The organism is Phreatobacter sp., assembly GCF_027532945.1.
In the GTDB taxonomy this organism is placed as follows: Bacteria; Pseudomonadota; Alphaproteobacteria; order Rhizobiales; family Phreatobacteraceae; genus Phreatobacter.
The window spans coordinates 18,059-38,645 of sequence record NZ_JAPZTZ010000026.1 but is presented as its reverse complement, the minus strand read 5'-3'; the positions used below and the strand labels follow the sequence as shown (position 1 = coordinate 38,645).

General features: G+C 68.2%; 17 protein-coding genes and 1 pseudogene. 12 read left to right on the top strand and 6 right to left on the bottom strand.

All coding sequences use genetic code 11. From position 1 onward, the window contains the following. Positions 1-56 precede the first annotated feature (56 nt). Genes O9344_RS17495 through O9344_RS17475 form a run of 5 tightly spaced genes read left to right on the top strand, consistent with a single transcriptional unit; the run spans position 57 to position 5,522 of the window. Positions 57-1,640: an ABC transporter substrate-binding protein gene (locus tag O9344_RS17495; RefSeq protein ID WP_298480411.1), complete on the top strand. Its 1,584-nt coding sequence runs from the start codon at positions 57-59 to the stop codon at positions 1,638-1,640. A 22-nt stretch (positions 1,641-1,662) separates the two neighbouring features. Then, complete coding sequence (locus tag O9344_RS17490; RefSeq protein ID WP_298480345.1) at positions 1,663-2,616, top strand: ABC transporter permease; 954 nt, start codon at positions 1,663-1,665, stop codon at positions 2,614-2,616. Between the two features lie 3 nt (positions 2,617-2,619). Beyond that, on the top strand, positions 2,620-3,522 hold the full coding sequence (locus O9344_RS17485; RefSeq protein WP_298480342.1) for an ABC transporter permease: 903 nt from the start codon (positions 2,620-2,622) through the stop codon (positions 3,520-3,522). Then, positions 3,519-4,520, top strand: a complete 1,002-nt coding sequence (locus O9344_RS17480; RefSeq protein WP_298480339.1) for an oligopeptide/dipeptide ABC transporter ATP-binding protein — start codon at positions 3,519-3,521, stop codon at positions 4,518-4,520. Before O9344_RS17485 ends, O9344_RS17480 begins: the two co-directional genes overlap by 4 nt. A gap of 9 nt (positions 4,521-4,529) precedes the next feature. Then, on the top strand, positions 4,530-5,522 hold the full coding sequence (locus O9344_RS17475) for an ABC transporter ATP-binding protein (protein ID WP_298480336.1): 993 nt from the start codon (positions 4,530-4,532) through the stop codon (positions 5,520-5,522). 18 nt (positions 5,523-5,540) lie between these two features. On the opposite strand, the gene O9344_RS17470 is transcribed toward O9344_RS17475, so the two are convergent. Both O9344_RS17470 and O9344_RS17465 read right to left on the bottom strand, forming a co-directional pair. After that, positions 5,541-5,948, bottom strand: a complete 408-nt coding sequence (locus tag O9344_RS17470; RefSeq protein ID WP_298480333.1) for a GFA family protein — start codon at positions 5,946-5,948, stop codon at positions 5,541-5,543. Positions 5,949-6,047: 99 nt separating this feature from the next. After that, positions 6,048-6,761, bottom strand: coding sequence for a hypothetical protein (locus O9344_RS17465; RefSeq protein ID WP_298480330.1), 714 nt, complete (start codon positions 6,759-6,761; stop codon positions 6,048-6,050). Between the two features lie 117 nt (positions 6,762-6,878). On the opposite strand from O9344_RS17465, the gene O9344_RS17460 reads away from it, so the two are divergent. The 4 genes from O9344_RS17460 to O9344_RS17445 all read left to right on the top strand — a co-directional run bounded on the left by O9344_RS17460 (position 6,879) and on the right by O9344_RS17445 (position 8,907). Further along, on the top strand, positions 6,879-7,616 hold the full coding sequence (locus O9344_RS17460; RefSeq protein ID WP_298480327.1) for an aspartate/glutamate racemase family protein: 738 nt from the start codon (positions 6,879-6,881) through the stop codon (positions 7,614-7,616). Between the two features lie 49 nt (positions 7,617-7,665). Next, complete coding sequence (locus tag O9344_RS17455; RefSeq protein WP_298480325.1) at positions 7,666-8,022, top strand: PilZ domain-containing protein; 357 nt, start codon at positions 7,666-7,668, stop codon at positions 8,020-8,022. Positions 8,023-8,113: 91 nt separating this feature from the next. Next, positions 8,114-8,350, top strand: coding sequence for a DUF2798 domain-containing protein (locus O9344_RS17450; RefSeq protein ID WP_298480323.1), 237 nt, complete (start codon positions 8,114-8,116; stop codon positions 8,348-8,350). After that, the gene (locus tag O9344_RS17445) at positions 8,347-8,907 is read left to right on the top strand and encodes a hypothetical protein (RefSeq protein WP_298480320.1); all 561 of its coding nucleotides are present in this window, start codon (positions 8,347-8,349) and stop codon (positions 8,905-8,907) included. The genes O9344_RS17450 and O9344_RS17445 overlap by 4 nt, the downstream gene beginning before the upstream one ends. A gap of 24 nt (positions 8,908-8,931) precedes the next feature. Here the strand turns inward: O9344_RS17445 and O9344_RS17440 are convergent, their stop codons facing one another. Next, positions 8,932-9,540 carry a TetR/AcrR family transcriptional regulator gene (locus O9344_RS17440; protein WP_298480317.1) on the bottom strand — a complete coding sequence of 203 codons (609 nt, stop codon included), beginning with the start codon at positions 9,538-9,540 and terminating at the stop codon, positions 8,932-8,934. A gap of 531 nt (positions 9,541-10,071) precedes the next feature. Between O9344_RS17440 and O9344_RS17435 the strand changes: the two genes are divergently transcribed. Further along, complete coding sequence (locus O9344_RS17435) at positions 10,072-10,992, top strand: DUF2865 domain-containing protein (protein WP_298480314.1); 921 nt, start codon at positions 10,072-10,074, stop codon at positions 10,990-10,992. 237 nt (positions 10,993-11,229) lie between these two features. Then, the gene (locus O9344_RS17430; protein WP_298480312.1) at positions 11,230-13,221 is read left to right on the top strand and encodes a potassium transporter Kup; all 1,992 of its coding nucleotides are present in this window, start codon (positions 11,230-11,232) and stop codon (positions 13,219-13,221) included. A 204-nt stretch (positions 13,222-13,425) separates the two neighbouring features. Here O9344_RS17430 and metH read toward each other — a convergent pair. The 3 genes and pseudogenes from metH to O9344_RS17415 form a co-directional block, all read right to left on the bottom strand. Further along, positions 13,426-17,242, bottom strand: a pseudogene (gene metH / locus O9344_RS17425) (methionine synthase). 31 nt (positions 17,243-17,273) lie between these two features. Beyond that, on the bottom strand, positions 17,274-18,188 hold the full coding sequence (gene metF / locus O9344_RS17420) for a methylenetetrahydrofolate reductase [NAD(P)H] (protein ID WP_298480309.1): 915 nt from the start codon (positions 18,186-18,188) through the stop codon (positions 17,274-17,276). After that, complete coding sequence (locus tag O9344_RS17415) at positions 18,188-19,201, bottom strand: metalloregulator ArsR/SmtB family transcription factor (RefSeq protein ID WP_298480408.1); 1,014 nt, start codon at positions 19,199-19,201, stop codon at positions 18,188-18,190. The genes metF and O9344_RS17415 overlap by 1 nt, the downstream gene beginning before the upstream one ends. Positions 19,202-19,423: 222 nt before the next feature. On the opposite strand from O9344_RS17415, the gene O9344_RS17410 reads away from it, so the two are divergent. Further along, complete coding sequence (locus O9344_RS17410; protein WP_298480405.1) at positions 19,424-20,587, top strand: PA0069 family radical SAM protein; 1,164 nt, start codon at positions 19,424-19,426, stop codon at positions 20,585-20,587.

Below are 20,587 nucleotides of genomic sequence, written 5' to 3'. Positions count from 1 at the left end.
CCCCGAACAGCGAGGCTCACATGGTTCTGCTCGACCGCCGGACGATGATGTCCGGCATGCTCGGCACCGCCGCGGCCTCAACCCTCGACCTGACGGGGCTCCGGGCCCAGGGCTCCGGCACGCTGCGGATCGCGATGACCGCGTCGGACATCCCCTTGCCGAACGGCCAGACCGACCAGGGCGCCGAGGGCATGCGCTTCGTCGGTTACAATGTCTTCGACAGCCTCATTCTCTGGGACCTGACAAAGGCCGACGCGCCAGGCGGCCTCGTGCCGGGCCTTGCCACGGCATGGCGCGTGGACCCCTCCGACCCGACCCGGTGGATCTTCACCCTGCGCCCCGGCGTCACCTTCCATGACGGCTCGGCCTTCGACGCGGCGGCGGTCGTCTGGAACTTCGACAAGATCCTCAAGGCCGATTCCCCCCAGCACGACCCGCGCCAGGCCGGACAGGGCCGGACCCGCATCCCCTCGGTGAAGAGCTACCGCGCCATCGACCCGATGACGGTCGAGTTCGTGTCCGCGGCGCCGAATGCGCTCTTTCCCTACGAGATCTCCTGGATCCTGATGTCCTCCCCCGCCCAGTGGGAGAAGGTCGGCCGCAACTGGGACAATTTCCTGAGGAGCCCGTCCGGGACCGGTCCCTGGAAGGTCGATCGCTACACACCGCGCGAGCGCCTCGAGCTCACCCCGAATACGGCCTACTGGAACCCGGCGCGGCGGCCGAAGCTCGACCGTGTCGTGCTGGTGCCCATGCCCGAGCCGAACGCCCGCACCGCCGCCCTGCTCGCCGGCCAGGTCGACTGGATCGAGGCCCCGGCGCCGGACGCGCTGCAGCAGTTGCGCGCCCGCGGGATGCAGATCACCTCGAACGTCTATCCGCACAACTGGACCTGGCATTTCTCCCGGGTGGAGGGATCGCCCTGGAACGACATCCGCGTGCGCAAGGCGGCGAACCTTGCCGTGGACCGCGCCGGCATGGTCGAGCTGCTCGGCGGCATGATGCTCCCCGCCCGCGGCCTCGTGCCGCCGCAGAGCCCGTGGTTCGGCAAGCCCTCCTTCGAGGCCAAGACCGACATCCCCGCCGCCCTCAAGCTGATGGCGGAGGCAGGCTACAGCCCGGCGAAGCCGCTCTCGGTGAAGGCGATTATCTCGCCCTCGGGGTCCGGCCAGATGCAGCCGCTCGCCATGAACGAGCTCATCCAGCAGAACCTCCAGGAGATCGGCATCAAGGTCGAGTTCGAGGTGATGGACTGGAACGCATTGGTGAGTTCCTGGCGGGCCGGCGCGAAGCACGCCTCCTCGCGCGGCGCCCATTCCACCAACTCCTCCTATTTCAGCCAGGACCCCTTCACCGCGCTGATCCGCCACCTCGACACCACGCTGGTTCCGCCCGCCGGCACCAACTGGGGCTACTATCTCGATGCCGACATGGATGCGCGCTTCGCCGCCATCCGCGCCGCCTTCGATCCGGCCGCCCAGCTCGCCGCCATCCAGCGGGCCCATGAGAAGATCGTCGACGAGGCCCTCTTCCTCTTCGTCGCCCACGACGTCGCGCCCCGCGCCCTCTCACCCCGCGTGAAGGGCTTCGTGCAGGCACAGAACTGGTACCAGGACATCGTCCAGGTCACCCTCGGATGACGCCGACCGCAAGGCTTGATGCATGCTGATCTATCTGGGCAAACGGCTCGTCTACACGATCCCGATCGTCATCGGCGTGTCGATCGTCTGCTTCGCGCTGGTGCATATCGCGCCGGGCGATCCGCTCGTCTCCGTGCTGCCGCCGGACGCCTCCGAGCAGCTCAAGCAGCAGATGATGAAGGCCTACGGCTTCGACCGGCCCTATTACGAGCAGTTCCTCCTGTGGTGCTGGCGCGCCATCCAGGGTGATCTCGGCACCTCCATCGCCACCGGCCGCGCCGTCGCGAGCGAGGTGATGCGGGCCGTGCGCAACACCCTGCTGCTGGCGGTCGTCGCCACCTTCATCGGCTTCTTCTTCGGCCTGCTCTTCGGCTTCGTCGCCGGCTATTTCCGCAACAGCGCCATCGACAAGATCGCCTCGATCCTCTCGGTCATCGGCGTCTCCGTGCCGCATTACTGGCTCGGCATGGTGCTGGTCATCATCTTCTCCGCCCAGCTCAACTGGCTTCCCCCCACCGGAGCCGGCCCCGGCGGCTCGGCGGAATGGCGGCCTGACTGGGCGCATTTCCGCCACCTGATCCTGCCCGCCGTGACCATGAGCGTCATTCCCATGGGCATCGTCGCGCGCACCATCCGCGCCCTCGTCGCCGACATCCTCAGCCAGGACTTCGTGCCGGCGCTGCGGGCGAAAGGCCTCTCCGAACTCGGCATCTTCGGCCATGTGGTGAAGAATGCCGCGCCGACCGCCCTGGCCGTCATGGGCCTGCAGCTCGGCTATCTCCTCGGCGGCTCGATCCTCATCGAGACGGTGTTCTCCTGGCCGGGCACCGGCTTCCTGCTCAACGCCGCCATCTTCCAGCGCGACCTGCCGCTGCTGCAGGGGACAATCCTCGTCCTCGCTCTGTTCTTCGTGCTCCTCAATCTCATCGTCGACGTCGTGCAGACGGCGATCGATCCCCGCATCCAGAGGAGCTGAGCCATGACGTCCCTCTCCTCGCTCATGCCGCAGGACCCGGCGAAGACCATCGCCCCGATCGAGAAATCGCCGGGCTACTGGGCCGGCGTCATCCGCCGCTTCGGCAAGGACAAGCTTGCCATCGCCGCCGGCATCGTCGTGCTCATCCTCTTGCTCATCGCCGTCTTCGCGCCGCTGCTCGCGCCGATGGACCCCTATGCCGGCCGCACCATCCGCCGCCTGCGCCCTGTCGGCACCGATGGCTTCCCGCTCGGCACCGACGAACTCGGCCGCGACATGCTCTCGCGCCTCATCTACGGCGCCCGCTACTCCCTGATGATGGGCGTGGCGCCGGTCATCATGGCCTTTGGCATCGGCAGCCTCATCGGCATCATTGCCGGCTATGTCGGCGGCAAGACCAACACGGCGATCATGCGCACCATCGACGTGTTCTACGCCTTCCCCTCGGTGCTGCTGGCCGTGGCGCTCTCCGGCGCGCTCGGGGCCGGCATCCAGAACGCCCTGGTCTCGCTGACCGTCGTCTTCATCCCGCCCATCGCCCGCGTGGCGGAGGCGGTGACCACGCAGGTGCGCAACCGCGACTATGTCGAGGCGGCGCGCGCCTCGGGTGCGAAGGCGCTGACCATCATCCGCGTCCACGTCCTCGGCAACGTGCTCGGCCCCATCTTCGTCTATGCGACCGGCCTCATCTCCGTGTCGATGATCCTTGCCTCGGGCCTGTCCTTCCTCGGCCTCGGCGTCCGCCCGCCCGAGCCTGAATGGGGCCTGATGCTCAACACGCTGCGCACCGCCATCTACAACCAGCCGCTGGTCGCGGCCTTGCCCGGCATGATGATCTTCATCACCTCCATCTCCTTCAACGTCCTGGCCGATGGCCTGCGAAACGCCATGGATGTCAAGGTATGACGAAGCCCCTGCTCACGGTCCGCGGCCTGGTCAAGCACTTCCCCATTGCCGGCGGGCTCTTCGGCCCGAAGAAGGTGGTGCGCGCCGTCGATGACATCGCCTTCGACGTCATGGATGGCGAGACGCTCGGCATCGTCGGCGAGTCCGGCTGCGGCAAGTCGACCACCGCCCGCCTGCTCATGCACCTGATGGACCCCACCGCCGGCGAGATCCTCTTTGACGGCGCCAAGGTCGGCACGCCCGATCTGTCGCTGACGGAGTATCGCCGCCAGGTGCAGATGGTCTTCCAGGACAGCTACGCCTCGCTGAACCCGCGCCTGACCATCGAGAGCTCCATCGCCTTCGGACCGCAGGTCCATGGCGTGCCGCAGCGCGAAGCCATCGAGCGCGCCCGCGACCTCCTCGCCAAGGTCGGCCTCGAGCCCTCGCGCTTCGCCGGCCGCTATCCGCACGAGCTCTCCGGCGGCCAGCGCCAGCGCATCAACATCGCCCGGGCGCTCGCGCTGCGGCCGAAGATCGTCATCCTCGACGAGGCGGTCTCGGCGCTGGACAAGTCGGTGGAAGCGCAGGTGTTGAACCTGCTCCTCGATCTCAAAGACGAGTTCAAGCTCACCTATGTCTTCATCTCCCACGACCTCCACGTGGTCCGCTACATGTCGGACCGGGTCATGGTGATGTATCTCGGCAAGGTCGCGGAGATCGGCCCGTCGGAGGCGATCTTCGACGACCCCTTCCATCCCTATTCGGCGGCGCTCACCCGCTCCATGCCGACCATGGACCCGGACAACCGCACCAACGAGGCACCGCTCTTTGGCGATCCGCCGAACCCCATCGATCCGCCGCCGGGCTGCCGCTTCCACACCCGCTGTTCGCTGGCCGAAGGCGTCTGCGCCCAGCGCGAGCCGGTGCTGACCCGCGCCGCGGAACTGCACGACGTCGCCTGCCTGCGCTCCGAACCCGGCTCCGGCCACAGCGCCGCGCCCGCCGTGGCCGCGTGAGGAGACATCATGGCCATTCCTCCCCTCGTCGATATCCGCGACCTGCACGTCACCTTCACCGGCGGTCCGAAGCCGATCCGCGCCATCAACGGCGTCGATCTGAGCCTCGAGCGCGGTGAGACCCTCGCCATCCTCGGTGAATCCGGCTCGGGCAAGTCGGTGACGCTGCGCGCCATGCTGCGCCTCAACCCCGAGAAGCGCACCAAGGTCGAAGGCTCCATCACCGTCGGCGGCAAGGACGTGCTCGCCCTCGGCTCCAAGGACCTGCAGGCCTTCCGCGGCCGCGACGTCTCGATGATCTTCCAGGAGCCGGCGCTCGCCCTCGATCCGGTCTATACGCTCGGCCATCAGATCGCCGAGACCATCGTCAAGCATGACGGCGGGTCCTGGGACGATGCCCGCAAGCGCGCCCTCGACCTGTTCGAGCGCGTCCGCATCCCCTCGCCCGAGCGGCGCCTCGACAACTATCCGCACGAGATGTCGGGCGGCATGCGCCAGCGGGCCATGATCGCGCTCGCCCTCGCCTGCAATCCGAAGGTCCTGCTGGCCGACGAGCCGACGACGGCGCTCGATGCGACGGTGCAGATCCAGATCCTGCTGCTGGTGCGCGAGCTGCAGCGCGAGTTCGGCATCGCCGTGATGTTCGTCACCCACGATATCGGCGTCGCCGTCGAGGTCGCCGACCGGGTGGCGGTCATGTATGGCGGCCGCATCGTCGAGACGGGGCCGATCCGCGACATCCTCAACGCGCCGCGCCACCCCTACACGATCGGCCTTTTGAAGAGCCGCGCCCACGGCGCCATGACCAAGGGCCAGCGGCTCGACGCCATTCCCGGCTCGCCGCCGGACCTCGCCAACCTGCCGCCGGGCTGTTCCTTCGCGCCGCGCTGCAAGCTGGCTCTGCCCGCCTGCAGCGAGTCGACGCCCGATCCCGTCGAGGTCGGCTCCGGCCACATGGCCCGGTGCTTCCGCACCGAGGCGACGGCGCCGGTGCCGGCCTGAGGTTTTGGACACGCGGCCTCAACGGGCCTCGCCGTCCCGCGCCCCTTCAATGTCGACGTGCCACCAACGCGGCCGGCCGCCGCGATAGGAATGACCGGTGGGTCGCAACCCCCTCGCGGTCGGCTTGTCGAAGACGCCGAGCAGCAGGGCGACCGTCGGCTTGTCGTCGATGGCTCCGAGCGTGCTGCCACAGGTCCGGCAAAAGGCTCGGCTGGAGCCGGCTGAGGACCGGAACGTCGCCGGCGGGCCGGCCGGTCCGGTCCAGGCGATCGCCTCGCGGGGGAACTCCACCCAGCAGACGGTCAAGGCGCCGGTGTGCCGCTGGCACATGCGGCACGAACAGGTATGCGGATTGAGCGCGGTCCCCGTCGCCTCGAAGCGGACGTCGCCGCACAGACAGCCGCCGCGATACTGAATCTTCGGCATGCCAGCCATCCTCCGCTCAAACCGGTGCGGACCATGCCAGATGGAGGGCGGCGCGCCCCGCCGCGGATCGTCGCAGCGACTCTCGCACGCGCGCGTCGGCTAGGGCGTGCGCCGGTAGATGCCAGAGAAGGTGACGTTGGCACCGCCACAGCGCAGGTTGTCGCTGACCAGCAGCCAGGGACCGACGAGCTGCATCCGCATCTTGCAGGCGGTCTCCTCGCCCTTGTCATAGGGCAGCGTGCCGTCCGCTCCCTCGGTAAAGGCGAGCCGTGTTGGCCCGTCGCTCCCCGTGCGCGGCACCGTCGCCGAGAAGTCGCCGATATTCACCGCCCCGCGCCGCAGCCGCTCCGGGTCCTGGGCGCCATAGGTCGCCTGCCCGTCCAATTGCCAGTTGGCGCCGTCGCGGCGGATGGCGATGGACTGTTCAGGCCCGGACCGCCACTTGCCGACGAAGTCCGGATCATTGGCCGGCGGCAGGGTGATGAGCCCGGCCTCGGGCAACCAGCCGGTGCGCGCCTGGCCGTTGGAGGCGAGGTACATGGCGCAGCGGAAGGCCTCGTGGCGGCGGCCGGCAATGACGCCATTGCCGGGCACCAGATAGGCGCGCTCGCGGCAGGCCTCTTCCGATGACGGGCAACCCGCCTGGTCGGTCGCGTTCTTCAGGAAGTTGAGACGGGCGCCCTCGTTGCGCACCAGCGCGGCCTCCAGCCCCGCCTGTGCGGTGAAGACCTCGGAGCGGCAGTCGCCTTCCGCCGGTTCCGCCAGGGCGGCAATGGGCAGACAACAGAAAGCGACGATGATCGGAATGCGCACGCCCGCGAACTCCCGGATGGGTTGCGATGATCTGGTTCTGGATGCGGAGCGTTTCCGCTTCATTACGTCGGCTGCGGCGTGGCAGCATGTGTGATCACCCGCCGAGCCTCGAGCCCCATGCACCTGACCATCGTCAACCCGAACACCACCGCCTCCATGACCCACACCATTGGCGAGGCCGCCCGCGCGGTCGCAGCGCCGGGAACCGTGATCGAGGCGGTCAATCCCGAGCACGGGCCGGCCTCCATCGAGGGCTATTACGACGAGGTCCATGCCATTCCTGGCATGCTCGCGGAGATGCGGGCGCGGCCGGGCGCCGACGCCTTTGTCATCGCCTGTTTCGACGACACGGGGCTTGAGGCCGCACGCTCCCTCATGGACGCCCCGGTCATCGGCATCGGCGAGGCGGCGATGCACCTCGCGACCCTCGTTGCCGGACGATTCTCGGTGGTGACCACCCTCGCCGTCTCGGTGCCGGCGCTGGAGCACAACGTCCACAAATACGGCTTCTCCCATCGCTGCGGCCGCGTCCGCTCCTGCGAGGTGCCGGTGCTCGAGCTCGAGGATCCTGCCTCCGGCGCCTACGGACTGATCTCCGCCGAGATCTCCCGCGCCAAGACGGAGGATCGCGCCGAGGCCATCGTGCTGGGCTGCGCCGGCATGGCCGATCTCGCCGCGCGGCTCTCCGCCGAACACGGCATTCCCGTCATCGACGGCGTGGCGGCGGCGGTGAAGCTCGCCGAGAGCCTCCATGCCCTTGGCCTGAAGACCTCCAAGGCCTGCGGCTATGCCCCGCCGCGGCCCAAGGCCTATCGCGGCATGTTCGCCCCGGCTGCGGTCGCAACGGACGGTTAAGGCCGGCAGGCTAGGCTGTCGCGGTTCGCCCTCCATCCGCGGAGCCTACGTGAATACCGCCGCCACCCCGGAACGACGCACCGTCCAGCGGTCGCGCACCTTCTGGAAGGGAACAATCCTGTTCCCCGGCGGCCTGCGCTCGACCGAATGCACGGTGCGCAATTTCACGACCCAGGGCGCCCGGCTCGACTGCGGCGGCGTTGGCGACATTCCCGACCATTTCGACCTGAAAATCCCGCAGAAGGGCGAGACCTTCCCGTGCCAGGTGATCTGGCGTCGCCTCCCGGAGATCGGCGTCGCCTTTGTCGCCGCCACCGGAACGGCGGCCGACAGCCTCACCGAGAAGCTGCGCCTGCTCGAACTGCAGAACCGCAAGCTGCTGCGCCGCCTCAACGAGCAGGACTGACGCACAGCCGCCCTGCCATGCCGGCGGCCGGCTTGCCTCTTGCACCGCGCCGGGGGATGGGACCTCATCGAGCCGTCCCGCGGAGCCTGTGATGCCCTCCAAAGCCGCCATCATCCAGCCGATCCTCATGGCCGCCGTCATGGCCTTTCTGATGACCGCGCTGATCACCTGGCTGAACCTCGGCTTTCCGCCGGACTACCTGCGCAAATGGCTGACGGCCTTCGTCATCGCCTGGCCCGCTGCAGCGGTCGCCGCCTATATCGCCATCCCCATCGCGAAGCGGCTGACCGGGCGGATCGTCGGTTTCCTCGAGGCGCGGGGCCTGTGACGGGGCCGCTGGCCGCAGCGGATCGTTTCGCGGCGGCGGCGACGCCGGCCCGGCTCGCCCTGTCGCTGCTGGCCGTCCTCGCCGCCTATGCGCTCGTCGCTCTTGTCCATGCCCCGATCGAGGCGGCGATCCGCGATGGCGCCTGCGCCGGCCTCGACTGCCTGCGCCCGACCCGGCCCGACACCCGCCATGGCGGCTACGGCGCCGCCGATTTCCGCCTCTATCTTGATGCCGTCTGGGGCCTGCGGCACAGGGCCCTTCTCGGGGTGCTTGCCGACCTGCCGCTGATCGCCGCCGTGACGGCCGCGCTGCTCTGTGGCGCCGGGCTCGCCCGCCGCGGCATCCCTCTGGGCGAGCGCACGGAAGCGCTCCTCGTCGGCATCCCGCTGGCCTATGCGGCGGCGGACCTTCTCGAAAACCTCGCGCTGGCCGTCGCCTATGCCGGCCTCGCCGACATGGCGCCGGTGCTGCCCTGGCTCACCGCCCTGAAATTCGGCACCGCTGTTGCCAGCGGTGCCGTGAGCGGGATCATCGGCCTGATGCGGCTCGCAGCCTGAAGGGCGGCCTCAGGCGGCCGGCGGTCAGGTGAGGGTCGAGAGGCCGCGCAGCAGCGCCGTCACGCCGATATCGAGCAGATGCTCCGGCTCGGCGAGGCCGCCCGGTGTCGCGATCGAATCCGGCGACGACAGCGAGGCAAGCCCATGGGTCAGCGCGAAGACCAGCAGCGCCGCCGACCGGACCTTCGCCGGATCCGTGCTGCCCAGATACTGGCCGACGGCCCGCTCCAGCGCCGCGAAACCGGGGTCGTCCCCGCTCGGCGTGGAACCGGGATGGCCGGTATTGAACATGGCGGCGTAGTAGGCCGGTTCCTCGCGGGCGAAGGCGAGATAGGCCCGCCCCATCGATAGAAAGCCATCCTTGCCGCCCGCGGCCGCCGCAGCACCAAGCCTGCGGCCGAGTTCGCCGAAGCCCTGCAAGGCCACCTCGCGCAGCAGCGCCTGACGGTCCTTGAAGTGGCGGTAGGGCGCCGCCGGCGAGACGCCCGCGAGCTTGGCCGCATCGGAGAGCGTGAAGCCCGCCGGTCCGCGTTCGGCGATGAGCCGCCGCGCCGCCTCGAGGAGCACCTCGCGCAGGTTGCCGTGATGGTAGCCGCGCCGCTCGGCGAGGGTCTTGTCGGGTTCGGATGCCATGATGTGAAGATCCGTGACATTTTCACACCGCCGCGTCAAGGCACGCGTCACATGGCCCTGCGCCGGCGAAAGGTCAGGAACCCTCACCCGTCGGCTGGCGTTGACCAGCGAGGATTCATCAATCCTGTCAAATGGGAGCAGCGGCGTGGCGCGGCATTCGGTCATGGGGGCCTGTGGAAACGACGATTCCGCTTGGCCGGCACCGGAGTCCGGCCTTACGCTTCATTTCCCGGTTCCTGAAAGGGAGGTCAGCCGTGGTTTACGTGCGTCACGTCAACATCGTTGCCGCGTGCGCCGCATTCGCCTTCGTCGGCGCCATCGTCCTGGGAGCGTTCTGACCCGGACATCTCATAGGCCGGTCCCGGCCTCCACCGCATTGCGCATGGGCGGCCCGCGCCGCCGAGCCTGTCGCGTCACCCGCTCATCATCTCATTCACCATGCCGGATGTTTCCGGTCGCAGGCCACGCCGCGACATCGGCGTGCAATGGTGGCCGGGTAGTCCCATCGGCGATCCACGGGAGGATCGGCCGATGATCGCCTTCATCTCCGCAAGGGCCGGCATGGCCCTGGCAGTCCTCGCCCTTGGCGGCGTCCTCACCGGGACGGGTCCGGCGGGCGCACAGGACAGCGACGAGTTCTACCGCATCGCCCGCGGCGAGAGCGGCAGGCGCCCCGTCGCCGCCACGCCCTCCGGTGGCTTCAACCCGTTCGGCCTTTTCGGCGGTGGCGGACGCCGCGAGACGCCCGAAATCATCGTCCGCCCCCGCGAGGGGCGCGACCAGCGCCCGCGCGACAATGCAGAACAGTCGCGCAGCGATACCGGCGAGAATGTCGGCGGTCCGCGCGCCTACTGCGTGCGCACCTGCGACGGCTTCTTCTTCCCCATGGGTCCGGCGACCTCCGGCGCCGCGCGCGATACCCAGCAGGCAAGCTGCAATGCCATGTGTCCCGGCGCCGAGACGGTGCTCTATTCGGTCGCGCGGCAGGGCACGATCGAGGAAGCGACCAATGCCCGCGGCCAGCCTTATGCGGCGCTGCGCACTGCCTTCCGCTTCCGCCAGAGCATCGAGCGCTCCTGTTCCTGCCAGAGCATGGCGACCAGCGGCCTTGCCCGCCTGCCCGTCACACACGACCCGACGCTGCGCCCCGGCGACGTCGTCGTCACCGAGGAGGGCGCGCGCGTGTTTCGCGGCGGCGCTCGCTTCCCCTATAGAGCCCAGGATTTCGTCTCGGCGCGCGCCTATGGGCGCCTTCCTGCCGACCTGCGCCGCCGGGTCGATGAGATCGAGGCAGGGCTCGCCACGAGCGGTTCGACCCGCTTTCCAGCCCGTTCTGCCGATGCCGGCACGGTGTCGCCGCCCTCCCCCGTCTCCATCCCGGTGACGCCGGCCAGCAACGCTCCGGTCAGGGTGATCGACATCAGCCAGAGCCGCAGCGCAGCGCTGCCCTGACTCCGTCGTGCCGCGTCGATGCCACCCATTGATCGTGACCCGCCGCTGCGGTAGAAGCCTGCGCCCTGACCGCAGGGGCGTGGCATGGCCAGGGGGCACCGCCACAATCCGCCGTCGATGCGAAATCCGGAGACTAGTCCCGTTCGCCGCGGGGCCAAGACTTGCCGAACCCGGTGGTTCGGTCCCACCTTCGACGCATGACCGGTAAAGCGACCGATCCTACAAGGTTTCACACCAATGGCACACGACAGGACGACCGGTTCCGCGCCGGTCGAACAGGGCGGTGAAGCAGCAGCGAAGGCGCCGGTCGCCGGCGACGCGCCGCATGCCGTCGATGCCAATGGCCACAATGGCGGCCCGGCCCACACGCAGGCGAGCTTCTGGGGCCTGCTCGTCGGCTCCATCGGCGTCGTCTATGGCGACATCGGCACCAGCCCGCTCTACGCCTTCCGCGAGGCGGTGATGGCAGCCACGGGACATGGTGCGGGGGCACCGAGCCGCGAGATCGTCCTCGGCGTCCTGTCGCTGATCCTCTGGTCGCTGATCCTCATCATCACCGGCAAATATGTCCTTCTGCTCCTGCGCGCCGACGACAAGGGCGAGGGCGGCATCCTCACCCTGGTGGCGCTCGCCCAGCGCGCCATCGGCAAGCGAAGCTATGCGGTTGCGCTGCTCGGCATGGCGGGTGCCGCCCTGTTCTACGGCGACGCGGCCATCACCCCGGCCATCTCTGTGCTCTCGGCGCTCGAGGGCCTGAAGCTCGTCACCCCCGTCTTCGAGCCCTACATCCTGCCCCTCACCGTGGTGATCATCGTCGGCCTCTTCGCCGTCCAGAGCCACGGAACTGCGAGCGTCGCCCGCTTCTTCGGGCCGATCTGCGTCGTCTGGTTCGTGGCGATGGCTCTTATCGGGCTCATCCACATCGCCGATGACTTTGGCGTCTTCCTCGCCTTCAACCCCTATTACGGCATCGTCTTCCTTGCCAATCACGGCACGATCGGCCTGCTCGCCCTTGGCGCTGTGTTCCTGGCAGTGACCGGCGGCGAGGCGCTTTACACCGACATGGGCCATTTCGGCCGCAAGCCGATCCAGTGGGCCTGGTTCTGCCTCGTTTTCCCGGCGCTGACGCTGAACTATCTGGGCCAGGGCGCCATGGTTCTGGCCGATCCAACAAAGCTCGCCAACCCGTTCTATCTCCTCGCTCCCTCATGGGCACTGCTGCCGATGGTGGTGCTCGCCACCCTCGCCACCATCATCGCCAGCCAGGCCGTCATCACCGGCGCCTTCTCGCTGACGCGGCAGGCGATCCAGCTCGGCCTGCTGCCGCGCATGGCGATCCGCCACACTTCCGAGGAACATTCCGGCCAGATCTACATGCCCGCGGTGAACTGGGGCCTGCTGATCGGTGTGCTGGCGCTGGTGCTGCTGTTCAAATCCTCGTCGAGCCTTGCCTCGGCCTATGGCATCGCCGTCACTGCGACCATGTTCATCACTGCCGTACTGGCCTGGTTCGTCGTCCGGCAGCTGTGGAAGTGGAACATGGCGCTGGCTATCACCATCATGGTACCGCTCATCGTCATCCACTTCATCTTCTTCGGCGCCAATATGCTGAAGCTTGTGGACGGCGGCTGGGTGCCGCTCGTCATAGGCGCGGTGATCATGTTCCTGATGCTGACCTGGCGGAAGGGCACCGAAATCCTCGCCGAGAAGACGCGCCGCATCGAGGTGCCGCTGGTCGACCTGCTGAAGAGCTTCGACAAGCGGCCACCGCACCAGGTCGCGGGCACCGCGGTGTTCCTCACCTCCGACCAGTCCTATGCGCCGGCCTCGCTGCTGCACAACCTCAAGCACAACAAGGTGCTGCACGAGCACAACGTCTTCCTCGCCGTGAAGAGCGTCGACACGCCGCGCGTGCCCGACAGCGAGCGCGTCAGCTACGAGAAGATCAACGACCGCTTCTCCCGCCTCACCGTGCGCTTCGGCTACATGGAGACGCCGCACGTGCCGAAGGCGCTCATCGCCTGCAAGAAGCTGGGGCTGAAGTTCGACATGATGTCGACCTCGTTCTTCCTGTCGCGCCGGCACCTCAAGGCCTCGGGCAAGCTCGGCATGCCGCTGTGGCAGGACTACATCTTCATCGGCATGGCAGTGAACGCCAATTCGGCCTCGGACTATTTCCACCTGCCGACAGGACGGGTGGTCGAGGTCGGCACGCAGGTGACGATCTGAGGCGGGTCAGGGCCGCGGTGGGAAGCCCGCCGGCGGCCAGAGGCGCTTCAACGGCTCGAGCCCGGGAAGCGGCGGCGCTTCGCTGAGCGGCTTGATCGGACGCTACGCGCAAGGGCCTGGCCGCTGCGCCACGCATCGCGGGCCAAAGCACGGGCCACCGGGGATGCCAAGCGACGGCCGGGGGTGGAACCGGCCGTCACCGCTTCACTCCGCGGCCTGGCTGAGATTGCGCAGCAGGGCCGGATCGTAGTTCAGCACTGGGGCGAGCCAGCGCTCGGCCTCCTCCACCGTCCAGCCCTTGCGGGCGGCATAGTCCTCGACCTGATCGCGCTCGACCCGGCCGACACCGAAATACTCGCTGTCCGGATGGGAGAAGTAGAGGCCGGAGACCGAGGAGCCCGGCCACATGGCGCGGCTCTCGGTGAGGCGGACGCCGATGGCGCGCTCGGCATCGAGCAGGCGGAACAGCGTGTCCTTCTCGGTGTGGTCGGGCTGTGCCGGATAGCCCGGCGCCGGGCGGATGCCGCGATACTGCTCGAGGATCAGCTCCTCGTTCGACAGCACCTCGTCGGTGGCATAGCCCCACAGCTCCTTGCGGACGAGCTGGTGCATCCGCTCGGCGAAGGCCTCGGCGAGGCGGTCGGCCAGCGCCTTGGCGAGGATGGACGAATAATCGTCCTTCTGGTCCTCGAACCGTTTCGAGATCGCCTCCTCGCCGATGCCGGCGGTGACGACGAAACCGCCGATCCAGTCGGCCTTGCCGGCCGGCGCCACGTAGTCCGCCAGCGCCATATGGGCGCGGTCGCGACCCTCGCGCCGGGCGATCTGCTGGCGCAGGCTGTGCAGCCGGGCGATCTCCTTGCGGCGGGTCTCGTCGGCATAGAGCACCATGTCGTCGCCGGCGCGGTTGGCCGGCCAGAAGCCGACCACGGCCTTCGCCGTCAGCCACTTTTCGCCGACGATCCGCTGCAGCATGACCTGCGCGTCCTTGAAGAGGTTGCGCGCGGCCTCGCCATAGGTGTCGTCGTCGAGGATGACGGGATAGCGGCCCTTCAGCTCCCAGGTCTGGAAGAACGGCGTCCAGTCGATGCAGGAGACGAGGTCGGCGAGGTCGTAATCCTCGAAGACGCGGGTGCCGGTGAAGCGCGGCTTCGGCGGATTGTAGGCCTCGAAATCGAGCTTCAGCGCATTGGCGCGGGCATCCGCCAGCGGCAGGCGCTGCTTGGTCTGCTCGCCGCGCAGATGCGCCTCGGCGATCTTGGCATATTCGGTGCGGATGTCGGCGATGTAGCCGCCCCTCTGCTCCTCGGACAGCAGCGCCGAGGCAACGCCCACCGCGCGCGAGGCGTCGAGCACATAGACGGTCTGGCCGCGCGAATAGTTCGGGTGGATCTTCACCGCGGTGTGGACGCGCGAGGTGGTGGCCCCGCCGATCAGCAGCGGAATGTTGAAGCCCTCGCGCTCCATCTCGGAGGCGACATGCACCATCTCGTCGAGCGAGGGGGTGATGAGGCCCGACAGGCCGATCATGTCGACCTCGTGCTTGCGCGCCTCGTCGAGGATGCGCTGGGCCGGCACCATGACGCCCAGGTCGATGACCTCGTAATTGTTGCACTGGAGCACGACGCCGACGATGTTCTTGCCGATATCGTGGACGTCGCCCTTGACCGTCGCCATGAGGATCTTGCCGGCGGCCGGCTTGTCCACCAGCCCCATGTCGCGCTTTTCCTGCTCGAGGAACGGCTGGAGATAGGCCACTGCCTGCTTCATCACGCGGGCAGACTTCACCACCTGCGGCAGGAACATCTTGCCGGCTCCGAACAGGTCGCCGACATGGTTCATGCCGTCCATCAGCGGGCCTTCGATGACGTGGAGGGGGCGCACCGCCTGCTGGCGGGCCTCCTCGGTATCCTGCTCGATGAACTCGGTGATGCCGTGGACGAGCGAATGGGTCAGGCGCTCGCCGACCGGCTTCTCGCGCCAGGACATGTCCTTCTTGTTGTCCTGCTGGGCCGAACCATCGCCCTTGAAGCGAGCGGCGGCATCCACCATCCGCTCGGTGGAGTCGGGACGGCGGTTGAGGATGACATCCTCGCAGAGTTCGCGCAGCTCCGGGTCGATCTGGTCATAGACCGGCAGGGCGCCGGCATTGACGATGCCCATATCCATGCCAACGCGGATGGCGTGGAACAGGAAGACCGAGTGCATCGCCGCGCGCACCGGCTCGTTGCCGCGGAAGGCGAAGGACAGGTTCGAAACGCCGCCGGAGACATGGGCGTGCGGCAGGTTCTGCCGGATCCATTTGGTCGCCTCGATGAAGTCGACGCCGTAATTGTTGTGCTCCTCGATGCCGGTCGCCACCGCGAAGACGTTGGGATCGAAGATGATATCCTCGGGCGGAAAGCCGACCTGGTCGACGAGGATGCGATAGGCGCGCTCGCAGATCTCGATCTTGCGCTGGAACGTGTCGGCCTGGCCGACCTCGTCGAAGGCCATGACGACGACGGCCGCGCCGTAGCGGCGGACCTTCTTCGCCTGCTCGATGAACTTCTCCTCGCCCTCCTTCATGGAGATCGAATTGACGATGGCCTTGCCCTGCACGCATTTCAGGCCGGCCTCGATCACCTCCCACTTGGAGCTGTCGACCATGACCGGCACGCGCGCGATGTCGGGCTCGGCGGCCATGAGGTTGAGGAAGGTCACCATGGCCTTCTCGGAATCGAGCAGGCCCTCGTCCATGTTGACGTCAAGGACCTGGGCGCCGTTCTCGACCTGCTCGCGCGCGACGTCGAGCGCGGCCGCATAGTCGCCGTTGGTGATCAGCTTCCTGAACTTCGCCGAGCCGGTGACATTGGTTCGCTCGCCGATGTTGATGAAGGACGCGACGGGGGTGGTCATCGGGCACTCAGGGCAGGAGAAAGGGGAGCGCGACGCATCACGCCGCGAACTCGAAGGCTTCGAGACCGGACAGGCGCAGCTTGGTCTCGAGGGTGGGGATCGGCCGCGGCTTCACGCCGGCCACCGCCTTGGCGATGGCGGCGATGTGGTCCGGGGTCGAGCCGCAGCAGCCGCCGACGACATTGACGAGACCCGCCGTGGCGAACTCGCCGACCATGCCCGCCATGGCCTCCGGGCTCTCGTCGTAAAGGCCGAACTCGTTGGGCAGTCCGGCATTGGGATAGGCGCAGACCAGCGTGTCCGCGACCTTGGAGATGGCGGCGATATGGGCGCGCATCTCCTTGGCGCCGAGCGCGCAATTGAGCCCGATCGAGAAGGGCTTGGCGTGGCGCAGCGAGTACCAGAAGGCTTCCGGCGTCTGGCCCGAGAGGGTGCGCCCCGAGAGGTCGGTGATGGTGCCGGAGATCATCACCGGCAGGTGCACCTTGCGCTCCTCGAAGACCTCCTCGATCGCCACCAGCGCCGCCTTGGCGTTGAGCGTGTCGAAGATCGTCTCGACGAGCATGATGTCGGAGCCGCCATCGATGAGGCCCCGGGCCTCCTCGGCATAGGCCTCGCGCAGCTGGTCGAAGGTGATGGCGCGGAAGCCGGGATTGTTGACGTCCGGCGAGATGGAGGCGGTGCGGTTGGTCGGCCCGAAGGCGCCGGCGACGAAGCGGCGGCGGCCGTCCTTGGCCTCGGCGCGGCGCGCGGCGTTTTTGGCGAGGCGCGCGCCCTCGTAGTTCAGCTCATAGGCAAGGGACTCCATGCCGTAATCGGCCTGGGCGATGGAGGTGGAGGAGAAGGTGTTGGTCTCGACCATGTCCGAGCCCGCCTCGAAATATTCGAGATGGATCGCCTCGACCACATCGGGACGGGTGAGGATCAGCAGGTCGTTGTTGCCCTTGAGGTCGTGGGTCCAGTGGGCGAAACGCTCGCCGCGGAAATCGGCCTCAGAGAACTTGTAGCGCTGGATCATCGTGCCCATGGCGCCGTCGAGCACCAGGATGCGCTCCTTCGCGGCCTTGGTCAGGGCAGCGAGGACCTCGGCGCCATCGGCGTGGTGGTGCGGGAACTGGGTCATCGGGCAGGCTCCAGAGGTTTCGCGTTCCGTCTCAAGCCGCAACAGCGCTCGGGACCGCCTCGTTCGGCCGGAGGCCGAGGAGGTGGCAGACCGCATAGACGAGGTCCGCCCGGTTCATCGTGTAGAAGTGGAACTCGGTCACGCCGCGATCGACGAGATCGAGCGCCTGCTCGGCCGCCACTGCCGCGGCGATGAGCTTGCGGGTCGCCGGATCGTTCTCCAGGCCCTCGAAGCGCTTGGCGAGCCAGTCCGGCACGCTGGCCCCCGTGCGGGCGGCAAAGCCCGCGGTCTGCTTGAAGTTCTGCACCGGCACGATGCCCGGCACGATCGGAATGGTGATCCCGGCGGCGCGGACGCGGTCGAGGTAGCGGAGATAGACGTCATTGTCGAAGAAGAACTGGGTGATGGCCCGCGTCGCACCCGCATCGACCTTGCGCTTCAGCATGTCGATGTCGGTGTCGAGCGAGGGGCTCTCGGGGTGCTTCTCCGGATAGGCCGAGACCGACACCTCGAAATCACCGATGGCGCGGATGCCGGCGATGAGCTCGGGCGAGCCCTCGTAGCCGCCGGGATGGCTCTCATAGGCCGTGCCGACGCCGCCCACGGGGTCGCCGCGCAGTGCCACGATATGGCGCACGCCGGCCGCCCAATAGTCGCGGATGACCTCGTCCACCTGGGCCTTGGTGGCGGCGACGCAGGTCAGGTGCGCCGCCGGCTTCAGCGCCGTCTCCTTGATGATGCGCGAGACGGTCGCGTGGGTGCGCTCGCGGGTCGAGCCGCCGGCGCCATAGGTCACCGAGACGAAGGAGGGCTCAAGCGGGGCGAGCCGTTCGATCGATTCCCACAGAGTCTGCTCCATCTCCTCGGTCTTCGGCGGGAAGAATTCGAAGGAGACCTTCAGACGGGAGCGCGAGACATAGCGGCTCGGCTTGTAGGCGGAGGACATCAGACGACCTCGATGGCTTTGGCCGCCGGGGGAACCGGGGCATCGGTGAGAATGCGGGGGTCGCGGCCGACCCAGACGGAAACGGTGAGCTTGCCGCTACCGGCCTCGTCGGGAACGAGGTTCTGGAAGCGGGTGGGGGTGAGCCCGGCGGCGGCCATCCAGCCCTCGATCACGTCGCGGGCGAAGCCGAGGCGGCGATGGGCATGGGCCTCGCGCAGGAACTCCTGCTCGTGCGGTGCGAAGTCGACCACCACCAGGCGCCCACCGGGGCGAAGGACCCGCGCCGCCTCGCGGATGGCGCGGGCGCCGTCGTCGAGGAAGTGCAGGACCTGGTGGATGATCACTGCGTCATAGGCGTCGCGCGGCAGCGCCAGCGAATAGATATCGCCGGTGCGCACCGAACAATGGCGGATGCCGGCGCGGTCGAGGGCAGCGCGGGCGAGCGTCAGCATTTCGGGGCTGGCATCAATGCCAAGGCCGCGCTCGATCTCCGGGGCGAAGAGCTCCAGCATCCGCCCCGTTCCGGTGCCAAGATCGAGCAGCGAGCGCAGCGGACCACCGGCAAGCGCCTCGCGCACGGCGCGTTCGACGCGCTCCTCCGGCACGTGCAGGGCCCGCAACCGGCCCCAGTCCGCGGCATGGCGGCTGAAGAAGGCCTGTGCCTCGGCCGAACGCTTGGCGCGCACCGCTGCGAGGCGGTCGCGGTCGCTGGCAAGGATCGCGTCGGCAGGATCGACCAGGGCGGCGAGCGCATCGACCGTGCGGGCGCCCGGCCCCTCACCCGCGCCCCGGAAAAAGGCCCAGGAGCCCTCCTTCACCCGTTCGACGAGACCGGCCTCCAGCAGAAGCTTGAGATGGCGGGAGATGCGCGGCTGCGACTGGCCGAGAATGTCGACCATGTCGGTGACGGTCAGTTCCGCCTCGACCAGCAGGGCGATCAGGCGCAGGCGCGTCGGCTCGCCGACGGCCCGGAGAACCGCGACCGCGTCGTCGAAACCGTAGCCGGGCTGGATCGCGCGGGCTGTCGTGGTGGCAGGGGTCGTCACATCATTCACTCACATATAAAGATATCTTTATGCCCGCTCATCGCCAAACGCAAGAGCCTCTCGGACCTGATCCCCACGTGCACTTTGTTTTGTTCCGCCTTTGTTCTTGAGACTCGGGCCGCCCGCTGCTAGCGTCCGGCCATGCCGCGCCCCGCCCCCTCGACGCGTCCCGATCCTGATCCCGAGCTGATGAACGGCACCGGAATGGAGGCCGCCGCAGCGCGAATCTTCGGGCTGCACACCGCTCGCTCACTCGATGTGACCGGCGGCAGCGGCATCGCCCAGGACCGCCGCCGCGGCCGCGGCACTTTGACCAACCCCTCCGGCCGTTTCGAGCGCGAGAGCCGCGAGGCGGTGGATGACGGCTGGAACAGCCTCGAGGACCTCCCCCCGCTCGCGACCACGGTGACCGAGGAGAAGGCGAAGCGGATCATCACGCGCAACGAGTCGCCCGATCTCAACTTCGACCGCTCGATCAACCCCTATCGCGGCTGCGAGCACGGCTGCACCTACTGCTTCGCCCGGCCGAGCCACGCCTATATGGGGCTCTCCCCCGGCCTCGATTTCGAGACCCTGCTCTTCGCCAAACCCAATGCGCCGGAGCTTCTCGAAAAGGAGCTGGCGGCGCCAGGCTACCAGCCGCGCACCATCGCCATCGGCACCAATACCGACCCCTACCAGCCCATCGAGCGGCAATGGACGCTGACCCGCCGCATCCTCGAAGTGCTGGAGGCGGCGAACCACCCCGTCGGCATCGTCACCAAGAACCATCTGGTCACCCGCGACATCGATATCCTCGCGCGCATGGCGCAGAAGGGCCTCGCCAAGGTGGCGATCTCCGTGACGACGCTCGATCCGAAGCTCGCGCGCTCGCTGGAGCCGCGCGCCTCCACCCCGCCGAAGCGGCTGGAAGCGATCCGCCTGCTCGCCGAGGCTGGCGTGCCGACGGCGGTGCTGGTGGCGCCGATCATTCCGGTGGTGAACGACGCGGAGATGGAGCGCATCCTTGACGCTGCCTGGCATATGGGCGCCCGCGAGGCCGGCTATGTGCTGCTGCGCCTGCCCCACGAGATCCGCGACCTGTTCCGCGAATGGCTTGTCGCCAACCGGCCGGATGCCGCCCGCCACGTCCTCTCGCTGATCCAGGACACCCGCGGCGGCAAGGACTATGACGCGACCTTCCACCTCAGGCAGAAGGGCACCGGTCCCTTCGCCTGGATGATCGGGCGCCGCTTCGAGATCGCCCGCGAGCGCCTCGGCTTCAACCGTCGCTCGCTGCGCCTCGAGACGCGCCACTTCAAGCCGCCTCCGCGCAAGGGGCTTGCGGCGGCCGAGCAGCTCAGCCTGTTCTGA